The sequence below is a fragment of the Vibrio sp. A2-1 genome (assembly GCF_021728355.1).
Lineage (GTDB): Bacteria > Pseudomonadota > Gammaproteobacteria > Enterobacterales > Vibrionaceae > Vibrio > Vibrio splendidus_K.
This window is the reverse complement of the sequence record NZ_JAKKCO010000010.1, coordinates 79929-98667: the sequence shown is the minus strand read 5'-3', so window position 1 is coordinate 98667 and position 18739 is coordinate 79929. Positions and strand designations below refer to the sequence as shown.

General features: G+C 46.5%; 8 protein-coding genes. 4 read left to right on the top strand and 4 right to left on the bottom strand.

The window, feature by feature from the left end; genetic code table 11:
* Nucleotides 1-27: 27 nt before the first annotated feature.
* The 4 genes from L3V33_RS21050 to gltB (L3V33_RS21035) all read right to left on the bottom strand — a co-directional run bounded on the left by L3V33_RS21050 (nucleotide 28) and on the right by gltB (L3V33_RS21035) (nucleotide 12367).
* On the bottom strand, nucleotides 28-1440 hold the full coding sequence (locus tag L3V33_RS21050; protein ID WP_171314933.1) for an FAD-dependent oxidoreductase: 1413 nt from the start codon (nucleotides 1438-1440) through the stop codon (nucleotides 28-30).
* A gap of 16 nt (nucleotides 1441-1456) precedes the next feature.
* Entirely contained in the window at nucleotides 1457-5920 is a 4464-nt protein-coding gene (gene gltB / locus L3V33_RS21045; protein WP_237291142.1) for a glutamate synthase large subunit, read from the bottom strand.
* Between the two features lie 430 nt (nucleotides 5921-6350).
* On the bottom strand, nucleotides 6351-7820 hold the full coding sequence (locus L3V33_RS21040; protein WP_004734985.1) for a glutamate synthase subunit beta: 1470 nt from the start codon (nucleotides 7818-7820) through the stop codon (nucleotides 6351-6353).
* Entirely contained in the window at nucleotides 7820-12367 is a 4548-nt protein-coding gene (gene gltB, locus L3V33_RS21035; protein ID WP_004734986.1) for a glutamate synthase large subunit, read from the bottom strand. Before gltB (L3V33_RS21035) ends, L3V33_RS21040 begins: the two co-directional genes overlap by 1 nt.
* A gap of 530 nt (nucleotides 12368-12897) precedes the next feature.
* On the opposite strand from gltB (L3V33_RS21035), the gene L3V33_RS21030 reads away from it, so the two are divergent.
* The 4 genes from L3V33_RS21030 to L3V33_RS21015 all read left to right on the top strand — a co-directional run bounded on the left by L3V33_RS21030 (nucleotide 12898) and on the right by L3V33_RS21015 (nucleotide 18738).
* Nucleotides 12898-13851 (top strand): TIGR01212 family radical SAM protein, encoded by a 954-nt coding sequence (locus L3V33_RS21030; protein WP_017087516.1) that lies wholly within the window; start codon nucleotides 12898-12900, stop codon nucleotides 13849-13851.
* A gap of 91 nt (nucleotides 13852-13942) precedes the next feature.
* Nucleotides 13943-15694, top strand: coding sequence for a diguanylate cyclase (locus L3V33_RS21025; RefSeq protein ID WP_017077703.1), 1752 nt, complete (start codon nucleotides 13943-13945; stop codon nucleotides 15692-15694).
* 151 nt (nucleotides 15695-15845) lie between these two features.
* The gene (gene arcB / locus L3V33_RS21020; protein ID WP_237291141.1) at nucleotides 15846-18287 is read left to right on the top strand and encodes an aerobic respiration two-component sensor histidine kinase ArcB; all 2442 of its coding nucleotides are present in this window, start codon (nucleotides 15846-15848) and stop codon (nucleotides 18285-18287) included.
* Nucleotides 18288-18294: 7 nt separating this feature from the next.
* Nucleotides 18295-18738 (top strand): hypothetical protein, encoded by a 444-nt coding sequence (locus L3V33_RS21015; protein ID WP_004734990.1) that lies wholly within the window; start codon nucleotides 18295-18297, stop codon nucleotides 18736-18738.
* Nucleotide 18739 lies beyond the last annotated feature (1 nt).

Here is an 18739-nt window from a genome sequence, read left to right as displayed (position 1 = left end):
TGAGTAATAAAGGAAACCTTAGATTCGTCACACTTCTAGGTAATCCAATATTCCTTCCGCTGCTTTACGGCCTTCGTCGATAGCGGTCACGACTAAGTCAGATCCTCGAACCGCATCACCACCTGCAAAGATCTTACTGTTGGTGGTTTGGTATTGAAATTCTTGTTTACCGGGAGCCTTGATGCGACCCCATTGGTCGAGCTCTACACCAAATGGTTCTAGCCATTCCATCGCATGAGGTTGGAAACCAAATGCCATGATAACTGCGTCTGCTTCAAGAACATGCTCACTGCCTTCTACGGGTTCTGGGCGACGACGACCTGCGTCATCGGGTTCACCTAGCGCCGTTTTCACCACTTTTACGCCAGTCACATGGCCAGATGAATCGGTTTCCAGAGCTAATGGCTGAAGGTTGAACATGAACTTCACGCCTTCTTCTTTCGCATTCTTCACCTCGCGACGAGAGCCTGGCATGTTGGCTTCATCTCGGCGATAAGCACAAACAACGTTAGCTGCATGCTGGCGAATAGACGTTCGCACACAGTCCATCGCGGTATCACCGCCACCAAGCACAACCACTTTTTTGCCCTTCATGTCGATGAATGGTGCTGGGTTATCCAGCTCCATGACCTTGTAGGTATTGGAAACAAGGAAGGGTAGAGCATCATAAACGCCCGGTGCTTCTTCGTTGTCTAACCCAGCGCGCATGTTTTTATAAGTACCGACCCCTAAGAAAACAGCATCATAGTCATCGACAAGTTGTTGTAGTTGAACATCTTTACCGACTTCGGTATTCATCTTAAATTCAACGCCCATCCCACTAAAGATACGGCGACGGTTTTCCATGATGCCTTTCTCGAGTTTGAACGATGGGATACCAAACGTTAGTAGGCCACCGATCTCCGGGTAGCGGTCAAATACCACGGCCTTCACACCGTTTCGAACTAAGATATCAGCTGCAGCAAGACCTGCGGGGCCAGCGCCAATGATCGCGACCTTTTTGTCGGTCCATTCAACGTGAGACATGTCTGGTTTCCAGCCCATCTCAAACGCTTTGTCATTGATGTATTTTTCAATGTTGCCGATGGTTACTGCGCCGAAATCGTCGTTGAGGGTACAAGAGCCTTCACATAGACGATCTTGAGGACAAACTCGGCCGCAAACCTCAGGCAAGCTGTTGGTTTGGTGGGACAGTTCAGCCGCTTCGATAATGCGTCCCTCATTGGCAAGTTTGAGCCATTGAGGGATGTAGTTATGGACTGGGCACTTCCATTCACAGTAGGGGTTACCACAGTCTAAACAGCGGTCGGCCTGTGCCTTAGCTTGTTGCTTCGTGAAAGGTTCGTAGATCTCTACAAACTCAATCTTACGTATCTTGATTGGTTTCTTCGCTGGGTCTACGCGATTCACATCAATAAATTGGTATACATTCTGGCTCATGATTGGCTCCTTCCAATTATTGCGCTTGAACACGAAGTTCAGCAGAGCTGCGGCTTTGGTGACCGAGCAAGGTGTTGAGATCCGCCGTCTTCGGCTTCACTAGGTAGAACTTTGGAATCCATTCATCAAAGTTCGCCAGAATAGCTTCAGCGTGTACTGAGCCAGTCTCTTCTAAGTGCTCCGCAATCAGGCCGCGTAGATGTTCTTGGTGGATAAATAGATCAGACAGAGAAAGTGCTTCGACCGATTCGTTGTTTACACGGCCTTGGAAGTCGTCATTCTTGTCCATCACATAAGCAAAACCACCTGTCATACCGGCGCCGAAGTTCACTCCGGTTGCGCCAAGAATGGCAACAATACCACCGGTCATGTATTCACAAGCATTGTCACCTGCACCTTCAATCACCGCAACGGTACCTGAGTTACGCACGCCAAATCGTTCGCCTGCAGTACCTGCTGCAAATAGCTTGCCTCCGGTCGCACCATACAAACAAGTGTTACCTATGATGGTCGCTTCGTTACAAACAAATGCAGTGCCTTGGTGAGGTTTGATAACCACCTTACCGCCCGCCATGCCTTTGCCGACATAGTCATTGGCATCACCCGTCAGATACAGCTCAACGCCGCCAGCGTTCCAAACCGCAAAGGATTGACCTGCTGTGCCATCGAGATACAACTTAATTGGTGACCCCGCCATACCTTGGTTCCCGTAACGTTTGGCAATTTCGCCAGAGATACGAGCGCCAATCGAGCGATCGGTGTTGATTACGTTGTAGTAAAGGCTGGTGGATTGACGTTTCTCAATCGCATCAATGGCATCATCAAGGATCTGTTGGTTGAGTTGCGCTTTATCAAATGGTGCGTTTGGCTCGGTCCAAAACAGTGGATGACCTTCAGTAGATACCGGAGCTTCCAATATCGATGAAAGATCCAACTTACTCTGCTTCGCCGTGAGACCTTGAACGGCTTCAAGCAAATCAGTACGGCCAATCAGGTCAGTAAGTTTTTCTACGCCAAGTTCTGCAAGGTACTGGCGAACTTCGTCGGCTAGGCCGGTAAAGTAGTTCACCACCATGTCTGGCAGGCCTTTGAAGTATTCACGGCGTAGTGTTTCATCTTGAGTCGCAACACCCGTTGCACAGTTGTTTAGGTGACAAATTCGTAAGAACTTACAACCCATCGCGACCATTGGCGCAGTACCAAAGCCAAAGCTTTCAGCACCGAGAATCGCACCTTTGATAACATCGAGTCCGGTTTTTAAACCACCATCGACTTGCAAGCGGATCTTATGGCGTAAGCCATTGGCCACCAGTGCTTGTTGAGTTTCCGCTAAGCCAAGCTCCCAAGGGCAACCTGCGTATTTTACCGAGGTCAATGGACTTGCCGCGGTACCACCGTCGTAGCCAGAAATAGTAATCAGGTCGGCATAGGCTTTCGCCACACCAGTAGCAATGGTGCCTACACCCGGTTCCGATACTAACTTCACTGAAACCAATGCTTTAGGGTTCACTTGCTTAAGGTCGAAAATAAGCTGCGCCAGATCCTCGATAGAATAAATATCGTGGTGCGGAGGAGGGGAGATCAGTGTTACCCCTTGAACTGAGTATCTCAGTTTGGCGATTTCTGCGGTGACTTTATGCCCTGGCAGTTGGCCACCTTCGCCCGGCTTCGCACCTTGTGCAACTTTGATTTGCAGAACATCCGCATTGGTTAAGTAATGTGGCGTCACACCAAAGCGACCGGAAGCTATCTGCTTGATGCGAGAATTACGATCAGTACCAAAGCGTCGTGGATCTTCACCACCTTCACCAGAGTTGGAGTAGCCTCCTAATCGGTTCATCGCCATGGCCAGTGCTTCATGAGCTTCAGGGCTTAAGGCACCAATCGACATCGCTGCAGAGTCGAAACGTTTAAAGAGAACACTGCTCGGTTCGACTTTTTCTAATGCTAGAGGTTGAACTGCTTTTTTAAGGCTCATTAAGTCACGCAGCATGGCAGCAGGACGAGCATTCACTTGCTTCGCAAAAGATTGATAATCTGATGTTTCGCCTGTCTTTACGGCTGTTTGTAAGGTACTGACTACGTCTGGGTTGTAGGCGTGGTATTCACCGCCATGTACGTATTTGAGCAAACCACCATGTTCCAGTGGTTTACGTTTAGTCCATGCTTTACGAGATAGGTTATAGATATCTTGTTGGAAGTCGCTAAAGCTAGCGCCTTGGATACGAGTCGTTACGCCTCGGAAACACAAGTCAACGACATCGGTATGCAAACCGACCGCCTCAAATAACTGCGAGCAGCGATAAGAAGCAATCGTCGAGATACCCATCTTCGACATGATCTTATACAGACCTTTGTTGATGCCGTTTTGGTAATTTTGCAATGCAGTGCGATAGTCTTTATTTAATGAACCGTCGTCCAACATTTTGCCCAATGCTTCATAAGCGAGATATGGATAAACTGCGGTTGCACCGAAGCCAAGCAGAACTGCAAATTGGTGCGGGTCACGTGCGGTTGCAGTCTCAACCACGATGTTAGCATCACAACGTAGGTTGTTGTCAGCAAGTCTGGTTTGCACCGCACCGACAGCCATCGCTGCTGGAACCGGCAGCTTGCCTTTCTCTAAGTGCTTGTCTGAAAGTACAATCAAAACAGCACCATCACGGACCTCTTGCACCGCACGATCACACAAGTCATTAATGGCTTGTTCGAGATCTTTATCAGCAGGATCATAGTGCATGCTAAGAATCGCGTGGCCATAGTGTTTTTGATTTAACTGCAGAAGTTGCTGCATGTCAGAGTAGACCAGAACGGGCGAATTAAATGTCACACGATAGGCGTGACCGTCGGTTTCGCAGAACACGTTCATCTCTTGGCCGATACTGGTGGCTAAAGACATAACATGCTTTTCACGCAGTGGGTCAATCGGTGGGTTGGTGACCTGTGCAAACATTTGACGGAAATAGTCAGTGACGAGACGCTCTTTCGAAGAGAGCACAGCCATCGGCGTATCATCGCCCATCGAGCCTACGGCCTCTTGTCCCATATCACCAAGCACACGCAGTACTTGGTCCGACTCTTCGTTGCTCATCGCAAACTGTTTTTGGTAGGTCTTGAGCGTGTCATCGTCAAAGCTGCGCTTACCGACTTGCTCATCGGGCAGATCGGAAAACGGTGTGAGTTTGTGAACGTTCTTTTCCATCCACTCTTTATAGGGATGGCGACCTTTAAGGTCATTGTCGATCTCGTTAGATTGCCACAGTTTACCGCGGCGCGTATCTATGACGAGTAGTTCACCCGGGCCGACACGCCCTTTCTCTGCCACTTCGTCTGGCGCGTAATTCCAGATGCCCACTTCAGAGGCCAGCGTGATCAGATTGTCTTTGGTAATCACATAACGCGCAGGGCGTAAGCCGTTTCTATCTAGGTTACACGCAGCGTAACGACCGTCAGAAAGGACGATACCTGCAGGGCCATCCCACGGTTCCATGTGCTTGGAGTTGAAGTCGTAGAATGCACGCAGATCGGGATCCATGTCTGGGTGGTTTTGCCAAGCGGGCGGCACGAGCATACGCATCGCTCGGAATACATCCATACCACCGGCAAGGAACAGGTCGAGCATGTTATCTAGGCTTGATGAATCTGAGCCTGTCTCATTCACAAAGGGTGCGGCCGTTTGTAAATCGGGCAGCAGTGGTGAAGAGAATTTATAGGCACGAGCTTTAGCCCACTGACGGTTACCTTCGATGGTATTGATCTCACCATTGTGCGCCAAATAGCGGAATGGCTGAGCCAGTGGCCAACGCGGCTGAGTATTGGTAGAGAAGCGCTGGTGGAACAGGCATATCGCCGATTCCATACGTAAGTCAGCAAGATCGAGGTAAAATCGCGGAAGATCGGCCGGCATACACAGACCTTTGTAAACCATGACTTGTGTCGAAAGGCTACAAATATAGAAATCTTTGTCTTCGGTGATCTGCTTTTCAATTCGACGACGAGCGATGTAAAGGCGTCGTTCAATATCGCGTTCACGCCACCCCGCAGGTGCTGAGATAAACACTTGCTGAATATTAGGAACGGAATCTTTTGCGATTGGACCTAATACGTCGGTGTTGGTCGGCACGACACGCCAACCTGCAACGGTTAACGTTTCTTGAGCGAGTTCTTTATTGACGATGTCTTGCGCGGATTGCGCTTTGATTGGGTCTTGGCTGAAGAAAATCATGCCGACAGCGTATTGCTTGCCGAGCTTGAAGTTATTCTCTTCTGCAATAATTCTGAGATAAGAGTCTGGCTTCTGTAGCAATAAGCCACAGCCATCTCCTGTTTTACCATCTGCAGCAATACCACCACGGTGTGTCATGCGATCGAGGGCTGAAATAGCAGTTCGTACCAACTTATGACTCGGTTGGCCTTCCATTTGCGCTATTAAACCAAATCCACAGTTGTCTTTTTCAAGACTAGGATCATATAGAGCCATTGCAATTCTCCCTTTTGCTTCTCTGTCATCCAGACAGTAAATGACTAACTATTCATATACTTGTTATTTTTTATAAGCTTATAGTTTGTCTTTAGCTAGTTAAAACGTTATTGGTTGTGTTAACAAAACCGATTGGTTTTATTTTCACCAGCTTTACAACGTATAGCTAATTGTGTTTAAGGTCAAGTTCATGGTTAATTATCATGCGTAAACGCGATTAACCACGTAATAATCTAAAATAGTAGAGTGATATCAAAGGGATATAAAAGGTAGATGTTAATGGGATTTAACATGTGCAACGAAGGGAATGTCGCAGGAGCCGTAAGGCAGATAGAAAAAAGGCTAGCATCGAGTGCTAGCCAAACATAAAAGTTAGGAAGGGTGTTGCTTTTCCTCTAGGCTAACGTCATCGACGCTAGCCCGAGAAATATTATGCGGAAAGCATGAGTGAATCTGCTTTCGCTTCTAAGTTTGAGTTACCCATTAAGAAGTCATCAATGGCAATTGCACATTCACGACCTTCATTAATACAACGTACAACCAGAGATTGGCCAGTACGCATATCACCAGCAGCGAAAACGCCTTTCTGGTTAGTCGCAAAACCTTCAGAAGCTACGTTACCGCGCTCGTCCAGTTTAATGTCTAGTTGAGCAAGCACGCCTGTTGGCTCTGGGTGTAAGAAGCCCATTGCAAGGAATGCCATGTCACATGGAATAACACGTTCAGAGTTCGCTACTTCATCAAAACCTGGACGTTCGCCTGGTTTTGCGTCTTGCCAAACGATGTCAGCGATACGTAGACCCGTTACTTGACCTTGATCGTCGCTAATGAACTCTTTGGTTAAGATGTTCCAATGACGTTCACAACCTTCTTCGTGAGAAGTGGTGGTTTTCATGATCATTGGGTATTGAGGCCAAGGCATATTTGCAGGGCGTTTCTCTGGTGGGATCGGCATGATCTCAACCTGAGTAATGCTTGCTGCTTTATGACGGTTTGATGTGCCTACACAGTCAGAGCCTGTATCACCACCACCGATAACCACAATGTGTTTATCTTTAGCGTGAAGCTCTTCTGTCTTAAGATCTAAGTCGTTGGCACGGCGATTATTTTGACCAAGGAATTCCATGGCAAAATGAACGCCTTTAAGCTCACGACCTGGGATTGGTAAGTCGCGTGGAACCGTAGAACCACCCGTTAGCAATACCACATCAAACTCTTGGCGTAACTGTTGAGCATTAACATCAACACCGATGTGTTGGTTAACTTTAAATTCAACGCCAGCTTCAGCCATTAGGTTGATCTTACGATCAATCACGTCCATGCCCAGTTTGAAATCTGGGATACCGAAGCGAAGTAGACCACCCACTTTCTCGTCACGTTCAAATACCGTTACCGAGTGACCTGCACTGTTTAGCTGTTCAGCTGCGGCTAAGCCTGCTGGGCCTGAACCGATAACTGCGACAGTTTTCCCTGTGCGAGAGCGTGGTGTTTTAGGCTTTGCGTACCCTTCACGGTACGCAGTTTCTACAATCGTTTTCTCGATATTACAGATAGTGATTGGGTCTTGGTTGATGCCAAGAACACAGGCACTTTCACAAGGAGCAGGACAAACACGACCTGTAAACTCAGGGAAGTTATTGGTAGAGCTAAGAATGTTCCAAGCCTCTTCCCAGCTGTCGCGATAAACAGCGTCATTGAATTCTGGGATGATGTTACCAATCGGACAGCCGTTGTGACAGAAAGGTACGCCACAGTCCATACAACGAGATGCTTGAGTATTGATCTTTTCACCAAACTCTTCGTTAAGTACGAACTCTTTGTTGTCTTCAATTCGAACTGACGGGTCGAGCTTCTTTGGAAGCTCACGACCGTGTTCTAAAAATCCAGTAGGCTTACCCATTATACTGCCTCCACTTCTTCCGTTTGTGCCTGTTGTGCTTCAGCTTTACGCTTTTGAAGAACCGCTTTGTAGTCGCGTGGCATTACTTTAACTAGCGATGCAACACTTGCTTCAAAGTTGTCTAGGAAAGACTGAGCAACTTCACTTCCTGTGAATTCAACATGCTTAGTTAGCATATCTAGTAGAAGATCTTTATCTTCTTGTTCAATTGGATCTAGGTCTACAAGTTCTGCGTTGAGCTTAGTCTCGAAGTCACCTGCTTTATCCCAAACATAAGCGACACCGCCACTCATACCTGCAGCAAAATTACGACCCGTTGAACCAAGGATAATTGCCGCGCCGCCAGTCATGTATTCACAACCGTGGTCACCAACACCTTCAACTACAACCTTCGCACCTGAGTTACGAACACAGAAACGTTCGCCAGCCATACCGCGAATGAAAGACTCACCAGAGGTTGCACCGTAGAAACATACGTTACCAACCACGATGTTATCTTCAGCAACGATAGTCGATCTTGCATCTGGGTACAGTACCAACGTACCGCCAGACAGACCTTTACCCCAGTAATCGTTCGCATCGCCTTCTACTTCGAACTTAACGCCTTTCGCAAGGAACGCACCGAAAGATTGACCTGCACTACCGTGGAACTTAACGTTCATTGGCTGTGGTAAACCTTGGTCTTTGTAAACCTTCGAGATTTCGTTCGACAGCATCGTGCCTGCTGAACGGTCCGTGTTGATGATAGGGAACTGAGCGGTAACCGCTTCACCTTTCTCAAGCGCTGGGATTGCAGCCTGAATCAACTTACGGTCTAGAACGTCTTCAAGATTATGATTCTGTGTTGTCTGGTTGTAGATACCATCTTCTGCACGAGCCTGCTCAATGTGGAGTACCGGTGTTAGATCTAGGTTCTTGTACTTCCAGTGACCGATGTCATCACGAACTTTAAGTTTGTGTGATTGACCAACCATCTCATCAATAGAGCGGAAGCCAAGTTCAGCCATTACTTCACGTAGACCTTCAGCCATGTATTGGAAGAAAGTGACTACGTCTTCTACGCGGCCGTCGAAACGCTCACGAAGAGTTTTGTTTTGTGTTGCGATACCAACAGGACATGTATTCTTGTGACACTTACGCATCATGATACAGCCTTCAACAACTAGAGCAGCTGTTGCTACGCCCCATTCTTCAGCGCCAAGTAAGGTTGCGACTGCAAGGTCACGTGGTGTTTTCATCTGACCATCAGACTGAACAACGATACGGTTACGTAGGCCGTTTTTCAGTAGTGTTTGGTGCGTTTCCGCTAGACCCAGCTCCCAAGGCAGACCTGTGTGACGGATAGAAGACATCGGAGATGCACCCGTACCACCATCAAAACCTGCGATAAGTACCACGTCAGCTTTCGCTTTCGCTACACCCGATGCAATCGTACCTACGCCAGCTTCCGATACTAGTTTCACGTTTACACGGCCGTTACGGTTCGCGTTTTTCAGATCGTAGATCAGCTGAGCCAAATCTTCGATTGAGTAGATATCGTGGTGTGGCGGTGGAGAGATAAGACCTACGCCCGGAGTCGAGTGACGCGTTGCGCCGATCCAGTCATCAACCTTATCACCAGGTAGTTGACCACCTTCGCCAGGTTTCGCACCTTGAGCCATCTTGATTTGCAGCTCATCAGCGTTAGATAGGTAGTAAGACGTTACACCAAAGCGACCAGAAGCCACCTGTTTGATTGCTGAACGTTCCCAGTCGCCATTTTCTTTACGCTCGAAACGTGCTGGGTCTTCACCACCTTCACCTGAGTTCGACTTCGCGCCAATGCGGTTCATTGCAACAGCGAGTGTTGAGTGAGCCTCATGCGAGATTGAACCGAAGCTCATTGCGCCTGTTGCGAAACGCTTAAGGATTTTCTCAATAGGTTCTACTTCCGCTAGAGGAATAGAGCCTGCTGGGTTCTTGATGAAATCAAGTTGGCTACGTAGTGTTGCTGCGTTGTCGCCTTGAGCATCAACTGCGTTCGCGTACTTCTTGAATTGACCGTAATCTTTGTTACGCGTCGATTCTTGAAGTAGAGAAATGGTTTCTGGGTTGAATAAGTGCTTCTCACCACGTTGTTTCCACTGGTAAACACCTCCAACATCAAGAACTTGAGCTGGGATTTCACGAGCAGGGTAACCAACACGGTGACGAACCAGTACTTCTCGTGCGATATCGTCGATCGTTAGACCTTGGATACGAGAAACAGTACCCGTGAAGTATTTTTCAACCACTGATTTGCTAACACCAAGTGCTTCAAAGATTTGAGCGCCGTGGTAAGACTGCAGCGTAGAGATACCCATCTTAGAAAAGATCTTCAGTAGACCGCCGTTAACACCCTTACGGTAGTTATCGAATAACTCACGTGGATGAACGTTTGGATCTAGCTTCTTAGTACGTTGCAGTTCAACAATCGTTTCGATAACTAGGTATGGGTTAACTGCGTTTGCACCGTAACCAATTAAGGTTGCGAAGTGGTGTGTCTCACGAGCGTCGCCCGTTTCAACCACGATGTCACACTTAGCACGTAGCCCTTTACGGATTAGGTGGTGGTGAACCGCGCCAACCGCCAGCATTGCTGGGATAGCGGCATGGTTTGAGTTAACCGCACGGTCAGTCAGTAGAATGATAGAGTAACCATCAATAACCGCATCTTCCGCATATTGGCAGATACGCTTAAGTGCGCGCTCTAACTTACCTTGGTCTCCGTTCGCTTGGAATACGATATCCAGCGTCTTCGATTGAAGGTGCTCATTATCGATTGCACGCAGTTTCTCTAACTCTGAGTTAGAAAGAACTGGAGACTCAAGTTCCACTTTTTGACAGTGTTCAGGTGTTTCAGCAAGTAGGTTCTGATCTTTACCTAGGTAAGTGTTCAGAGACATAACCATACGCTCACGAATCGGGTCGATTGGCGGGTTAGTTACTTGTGCAAACAACTGCTTAAAGTAGTTTGAAAGGTGCTGCGATTGATGAGAAAGAATCGCTAGCGGCCAGTCAGCACCCATTGCAGAAAGTGGCTCGTAGCCTGTTTTTGCAAGAGGGAGAATGATTTCGTTTACTTCTTCAGAGCTCACACCAAACGATTGTTGTTTGTGTAGCAGTTTCTCTGGAGAAGGTTGGTTAAACTCGTTGCTCGCATCGGGTAGCTTTTTCAAGCTCAGAAGGTTCTCTTCAACCCATTTTTCGTAGGGTTGCGATTTAGCGATACCGTCTTTCACTTCTTCATCAGAAATGATGCGACCTTGCTCAAGGTCAGCAACGAAGATACGGCCAGGTTGCAAACGACCACGATATTCAACGTTTTCAGGTGCGATCTCAACAACACCAGACTCAGACGCCATCACTAGGAAGTCGTCTTTAGTTACTGTGTAGCGAGAAGGACGCAGACCGTTACGGTCAAGCGTTGCACCAACTTGAACACCATCGGTGAAACATACTGACGCTGGGCCATCCCATGGTTCCATTACGTTCGCGTGGTACTGGTAGAACGCACGACGAGTTGGATCCATGTTTTTGTTTTCTTGCCATGCTTCCGGGATCATCATCATCAACGCATGTGGCAGAGTACGACCTGAAAGAACAAGTAGCTCAAGCGCCATATCGAAGTTTGATGAGTCTGAGCTACCTTCTTGACAGATAGGAAGCAGCATGTCGATTTCAGCTTGTGTAAACAGGTCCGATTCTAGGATTGCTTCACGTGCTTTCATCCAGTTTAGGTTGCCGCGAACCGTATTGATCTCGCCATTGTGCGCGATGTAACGGAAAGGCTGAGCTAGACGCCAACGTGGGAATGTATTGGTAGAGAAGCGAGAGTGTACCAGTGCTAGAGCTGTCACCATGGTTGGGTTTTGCAGGTCTAGGAAGTACTGAGGAACTTGTTCAGTTGTTAGCTGACCTTTGTACACCAATGTCTTGTAAGACATAGAGTTGATGTAGAAGTCATCACCGATATTTGAAACGCTTTCTAGGCATACACGAACAGTGTAGTTACGTAGAACATACAGTTTACGCTCAAGCTCTTCTGGTGTGATACCAGGGCCGCCAGAAATAAATACGTGTTCAAATTGAGGTTCTGTGCTTAATGGGTCAGCACCAATCATTGAATTGTCAGTTGGAAGTTCACGGTAGCCGATAACTTCTAACTCAAGGCGTTGTGCATTGCGTTCTAGAATGTCACGACACTGTGCACGTTTGTATTCATCTTTAGGGAAAAGTACAACACCAACACCATATTTTTCAAAAGATGGCAGTTTAATTCCAAGCTTTACGGCTTCTTCGAGTAAGAATTCGTGCGGCTTCTGTAGCAGGATACCTGCACCATCACCAGAACACGGATCGCAGCCTTGGCCGCCACGGTGTTCCATACGTGCAAGCATATCGAGTGCTTGAGTTACTACATCATGAGATTTGCGATTCTTTAGATGCGCAACAAAACCGATACCACAAGCGTCATGCTCCAATTCAGGAGTATACAGACCCTGTGAGTTCTGCTCTTGATCTACCATAGATACATCCTTCCAGTTAAATCTAGGCGCAACTTATTTGTATTAAGTTAGCCTTGTCCTTTTATATTTATGGGTCTAAACCTGCCTATGCTGGCGGTTTGAATCCTTTCCGTATCTCGCAGGAAAAGTATTGCGAGAAAAACAATCCTTAGTGATATCCGTTTATTTTTAGCCACAAACTAGTGGTTTATATAGGTGGGATATGGGTATCACCGACTTATTGGCAAGTTTTAGGTGTAAGTAAATACTCAAAAATAGCCAATATGTGTAAGTATCCTACAATTTTGTCTAGGCGAATTGCAATGAAAGTTGGTCCATGTAGACCATTTTTTTCGTTTTATTTTGAATTTAATGTCTAACAAATGTGCAACATTAGGCAAATAGAGCCGATTTTTTGCATGTTTATTGATATTTGATAGGTTGCTCGCAAAAAGCCTTGCGTAAACTAATTGGTCGAATTTTGCAGGGATGTAATTTTTTTTCAGAAAAAGACTGAGATTCATTTTTATTTACTTGAGCACTTTGAAAATATGCAATTACACGAGTTGGTTAATACTATCGGCCAAGACCTTCAACGTCGTTATGGCGAAAAGGTTCACAAGCTGACACTTCATGGTGGTTTTAGCTGCCCAAATCGAGACGGCACAATCGGTCGCGGTGGTTGCACTTTTTGCAATGTGGCGTCTTTTTCCGACGAACAAACTCAGATTCAAAGTATTGCCGATCAATTAAAAGACCGTGCGGGTGAGATTGCCCGTGCTAAGAAGTATCTTGCTTACTTTCAGGCATACACTAGCACTTATGCTGAAGTGCAGGTGCTCAAGAATATGTACGAAGAAGCCCTTAAAGCTCCGGGTGCCAATATTGTTGGCCTTTGCGTTGGTACAAGACCCGATTGCGTGCCTGATTCTGTATTGGAACTGCTGTCGGGTTACGTGAAACAAGGCTACGAGATTTGGCTAGAGCTCGGACTACAAACGGCCAATGATAAAACCCTCAAGCGAATTAACCGTGGCCACGATTTCGCGGTGTATGAAACGATCACTCGGCGTGCTCGTGCTTTGGGGATCAAGATATGTACCCACCTTATTGTTGGCCTGCCCAAAGAAACCAAAGCGGATAACCTTGAAACTTTAGATAAGGTATTAGCCGTTGGCACCGACGGTATTAAGCTGCATGGGCTCCATATAGTAGAGGGCAGTACCATGGCTAAGGCGTGGAAGGCCGGAAAGCTAGAAGCACCAAGCCTTGAGGAGTACATTGATATCGCGACTGAGGTGATTCAACGTACTCCAGCAAACGTGGTTTATCACCGAGTATCTTCTGCGGCACGACGCCCGACGTTACTCTCTCCTTTGTGGTGTGAGAACCGTTGGTTAGCGATGACTGAGATTGGCCGTTCGCTTGATAAAACTGGCGCACAAGGCATCAAAACTGGCTCTGCATTCGAGTACACACTGCCCGTTTTAAACGCGGTTAATTGATAGAAAATGGTGACTGTCGGTAACAGCAGATAAAACCAACAAATAGTGGTAACATTTCCCTCACAGATTTTATGGTATAGATTGAGAGTAAATGGAACTGGTAATGACTTGGTTGTGGGACAGGGCGTATGGCTACGGTATTTATATCGTTGTTGTATTGCTGATTGCTCTCATCTGCTGGCATCTTTATTCACGTTATCAGTCGCATCTTGAAAAACTTCTACTCGCTACTCCATCGCCACTCTACTTTGTTGATGTTCGAAGTGGAGAGATCTTATATGCCAATCGCCAAGCTATGCAGCTGCTTGGCATTCGCCAAATTGGCGTTAACTTTCGATTCCCTACCGTTGAAAGCGAGAATAGCTTTCGTCATTACTTAACCAATCACATCAACTCTCGATCATTTGAGCAGGTCTCCCTGTGGGCGCTGTCTGAATTTGAGTCCTTTAAGATCAATTTGGTTGGTCGCAGGATCCGTTTTAGAAGCAAGAAAGCGTGGATGATTCACGCATCACCGTATAAAAATACAGATGAAGAGGTGTCCCAAGAAGTTCGTGAGCTTAATGTCGCGCGTACCGCTTTGGATTCTTTATCTGAGCTGATCTATGTAAAAGATCAAAAGGGTGAGTTGGTGACGAGTAATCGCTCGTTTAAAAAGTTTTGGCATGGTCGCTCAGAAGAGGGCACTTTGAGTGTTTCTGGCGGGGCTTTAAAAGGTCGAGTCAGTGAACGTTCGTGGACAACGGATCAAGACGGTAAGGGTTGTTTGCTTGAAACCTACCAAAGTGTCTTGCTCTCGCAAGATGGATCAACCATAGGCACGCTCTCAATTAGCCATGATGTGACTGATTGGCACGACATGCAGCAAAAGCTGCGCGGCGAAATGGAAAAGCGAAAAGATACTGAAGTCGCGCTTGCCCAACGTGACACCATCCTCCAAAACATCTTGGAAGCGAGCCCTGACTCGATTGGTATCTTCAACGAAAATATGGTTTACCAAGCGTGTAATAAGCCATTTGTGGCAGCGCTGGGTATCTCGGAAGTGAGTGATTTGGTCGGTAAGCGCCTGCAAGATGTGGTGCCTAATAGTATGTATATGCGTATTTCAGACACCGACCACCAAGTGCTTCATCAAGGTAAGTCATTACGCTATATCGATAAGGTCGTCTCTAGTGATGGCGAATACACTTGGTATGATGTGGTGAAATCACCGTTTAGAGATCTGGCATCAAGCACTAATGGTGTGTTGATCATGGCGCGTGATATTACAGAACGTTACCTTGCGGAGCAGAAACTTGAAGAAGCCAACCTTGAGCTTGAGCGTCTTAGCTTTATGGACAGCTTGACTCAGGTTTCCAACCGCCGTCGCTTTGATGAGCAGCTTTCGACGCTGTGGCATTATCATGTGCGTGAGAAATTACCACTGACGATTATGCTGTGTGACATCGATTTCTTTAAAGGTTACAACGATTTTTACGGACATCAACAAGGTGATGATGCTCTGATCCAAGTCTCTCAGGCATTTAAGCAGGTGCTGAACCGTTCATCGGATTGTGTGGCTCGTTACGGTGGTGAAGAGTTCGGCTTTATTCTACCGAATACTACGGCTGAAGGTGCTCAGCTGGTGGCACAGCGTATCCATGATGGGATCCTTAAATTGGAACTGGCGCATGAGAAATCGAATGTCTCTGAATTCATCACGGTGAGTATTGGTATTATCTCTTACATTCCTACACCTGATGATGAAATGGATTCGGCGGTTGCCTTGGCTGACAGTGCGTTGTATCAAGCTAAATCCGACGGTCGAAACCGTTCGATGGTGCATCCTTCCTCAATTCGATAAGCGTATTTATCTCTTGCTGCCCCTCTATTTATCCCACTTATCTGTTTTAAACAATATAACTGTAGCTCTCTTGCTGCGTGTGATGTAGCTAGCTTACCTCCTCTCTTTAAACAGGGTAGAATATTGCTAGTCTTATCGCATGGAGCGTTAAATGAAACCCATGAAAAATCTCGCTCAGTATTACGTGGATCTACTCGTAAAACTGGGGATTGTCCGCTTTTCTATCTTACTCGCCTTAGCGCTTGTAGCCCTCGCAGTTGTTGTGCAAGTGGGTATTACCCTCGCACTCAAAGGTAATGTTGATGATATCGATATTGTCCGTTCGGTTTTCTTCGGTTTAGTGATCACGCCTTGGGCGGTTTATTTCCTATCAGTGGTCGTTGATCAGCTGGAAGAGTCTCGTCAAAGGTTGGCGAAATTAGTCTCTAAGCTTGGTGACATGCGAGAGCGAGATCAAGAGCTCAACAATAAACTGCAACTCAATATCGAGAAGCTTAATCAAGAAATTGAAGAGCGTGAAAAAGCGGAAGAAGCGCGTGCAGAAGCAATGCACGATCTCGAAAATGAGGTGTTCCAGCGTGAGCGAACTCAGCTTGAACTCGCAGAGCGTACGGCACTGCTACGCTCGTTTATCGATGCCTCTCCTGATCTTATTTACTATCGCAATGAAGATGGTGTGTTCTCTGGTTGTAACCGTGCAGTTGAAGAGCTTACTGGCAAGACAGAAAAAGATCTTGTTGGCTTAACGCCTTGGGATGTTTATAGCAAAGAGATCGCTCAACAAGTTGTTGAAACCGATAAGAAGGTATTTGCTGACAACCAAGCACTGACTTATGACCAATGGTTGGAATACCCTGATGGTCGTAAGAGCTACTTCGAACTGCGTAAGGTGCCTTTCTACAGTAAAGAAGGTCGTCACTTGGGCTTGGTTGGTTTTGGCCGTGATATTACTGAGCGTAAAGAGCACCAAGAGTCACTGGAGAAAGCCAGTCGTGATAAGACCACCTTTATCTCAACCATTAGCCACGAGTTAAGAACGCCGCTCAATGGCATCATCGGCTTGAGTCGTATGTTGTTGGATAGCCAACTGACGACCGAGCAGCGCAAGCAGATGCAAACCATCAAGGTGAGCGCGGTGACATTGGGTAATATCTTTAACGATATTATCGATATGGACAAATTTGATCGTCGTAAACTTGAGTTATTCCCAACTCCACTCAACTTTGAAGATTTCGTTGTCGAGATCGAGAGTATTTCTGCGTTAATGGCAGAGCAAAAAGGGTTAAGGTTTGATCTTGAAAGGTTATCGGATCTTCCTGCTGCGGTCGAAGTGGATGGTACTCGTCTTAGACAGGTGTTGTGGAACCTTGTCAGCAACGCCATGAAGTTCACCAAAGATGGTGGTGTGGTGATGACAGTCAGCGCTGAAGTTGATGGCGACTTTGCCAACATCACGATGGAAGTAGAAGACACCGGAATTGGTATTCCTGAAAGTGAAATTGAGAAGATCTTCGCAATGTACTACCAGGTGAAGTCGGGAACAGATAATCTACACGCTGTAGGTACCGGAATTGGTCTTGCCGTGTCTCAACAGCTGATCAATATGATGGATGGTCACATTGAAGTCACCAGTGAAGAGGGCTTTGGTAGTACCTTTACGGTTTCGATTCGAGTGCCTGTTAATCACGATACTCAGGCTCTGATCAAAACGCCAAGAAAGCAGTCCAATCTTAAGATCTTCATGGTCGAAGATATTGAGCTTAATATCACAGTAGCTCGCTCTCTACTTGAAAGCCTTGGTCATGAAGTGACAGTCGTAATGACGGGTAAAGAGGCGCAAATCGTTTTCAACCCGAAAGATTATGACTTGGTATTACTGGATATCCAGTTACCAGATATGACAGGCTTCGATATTGCTCAATACTACCGCGAGAAATACAGCAAGCTGCCGCCTTTGGTGGCATTAACCGCGAACGTATTAAACAACAAGCAAGAGTACTTCCAGAAAGGCATGGACGAAGCGATCAGTAAACCACTGTCGGTTCGTGCAATCCAGGATGTCATCAGCGATCTTATCGAGGATGCGCCAGAGACTATTGAGAAAGCTAAGGGTATTGATACAGCAAAGAATGTTGAAAAAGTAACCGGTATTGAGAAAGTAACAGGTGTTAAGAAAGTAACAGGTGTTAAGAAAGTAACAGGTGCTGAAAAAGTAGTAGCGAGTAAGCCTGTTCTTTCAACGATTGATACCTCTTTGCTTGATATTGATATGCTAGAGTCTTATGTGGACATTGTCGGGTCGAAACCGGTTTTGGACAGCATCGTGATGTTTGAAGATATGATGCCGGAATATATGGAAATATTGAATTCCAACATGGTGGCGAAAGATCAAGACAGCATCGTTTCTGAAGCGCATAAGATTAAAGGTGCGGCAGGTTCAATTGGCCTGAAGCGCATACAGCAAGTTGCTCAGAAAGCTCAATCTCCAGATATGCCTGCGTGGTGGGAGAACATTTCAGATTGGGTTGATGAAATAAATAACGAATACCAGAATGACATTGAAGTCTTAAAGAGTTGGTTAAATCAAAGGTAGAAGAATAATGAAAAAATTAGCATTCGCCGCATGTGTCGTGGCATTAGCGGGTTGTTCTGCACCACAAGTAGAATGGCAGCAAGATAACCAAGTAGAAATATCTGCAGCGACAGTCACAATGAAAAGCAACCTGTGGCACAACAAGATGCCTACGATTGGAGAGGCTCAAGATAAGACTCTGCACGGTTCTATCTACCTAGAGTCTGACTCACAACTACCAGCAACGCTTGCGGTTGAAAGTGTGACGGTTAAACAGGGTGCGGATACCTTGTTGGTAACAGCTGACGATCTTGATTTAAGAACACACAGTGAAACTCAGTGGGAAGTCGCTTTTGTATGGCAGCTAGAGATCGATAGTGACAAACCTGTTGATGTTGCGATTGAACTCAAAGACGGCGAAACCGTGAAGTGGCTCGTCGAGAAAGACGTTAAGGTTGATACGGTTTACTAAA

Coding starts and splice junctions, on each gene's coding strand:
- L3V33_RS21050 (WP_171314933.1), bottom strand. CDS start 1,440: ATGAGCCAGAATGTATACCAATTTATTGATGTGAATCGCGTAGACCCA.
- gltB (WP_237291142.1), bottom strand. CDS start 5,920: ATGGCTCTATATGATCCTAGTCTTGAAAAAGACAACTGTGGATTTGGT.
- L3V33_RS21040 (WP_004734985.1), bottom strand. CDS start 7,820: ATGGGTAAGCCTACTGGATTTTTAGAACACGGTCGTGAGCTTCCAAAG.
- gltB (WP_004734986.1), bottom strand. CDS start 12,367: ATGGTAGATCAAGAGCAGAACTCACAGGGTCTGTATACTCCTGAATTG.
- L3V33_RS21030 (WP_017087516.1), top strand. CDS start 12,898: ATGCAATTACACGAGTTGGTTAATACTATCGGCCAAGACCTTCAACGT.
- L3V33_RS21025 (WP_017077703.1), top strand. CDS start 13,943: ATGGAACTGGTAATGACTTGGTTGTGGGACAGGGCGTATGGCTACGGT.
- arcB (WP_237291141.1), top strand. CDS start 15,846: ATGAAACCCATGAAAAATCTCGCTCAGTATTACGTGGATCTACTCGTA.
- L3V33_RS21015 (WP_004734990.1), top strand. CDS start 18,295: ATGAAAAAATTAGCATTCGCCGCATGTGTCGTGGCATTAGCGGGTTGT.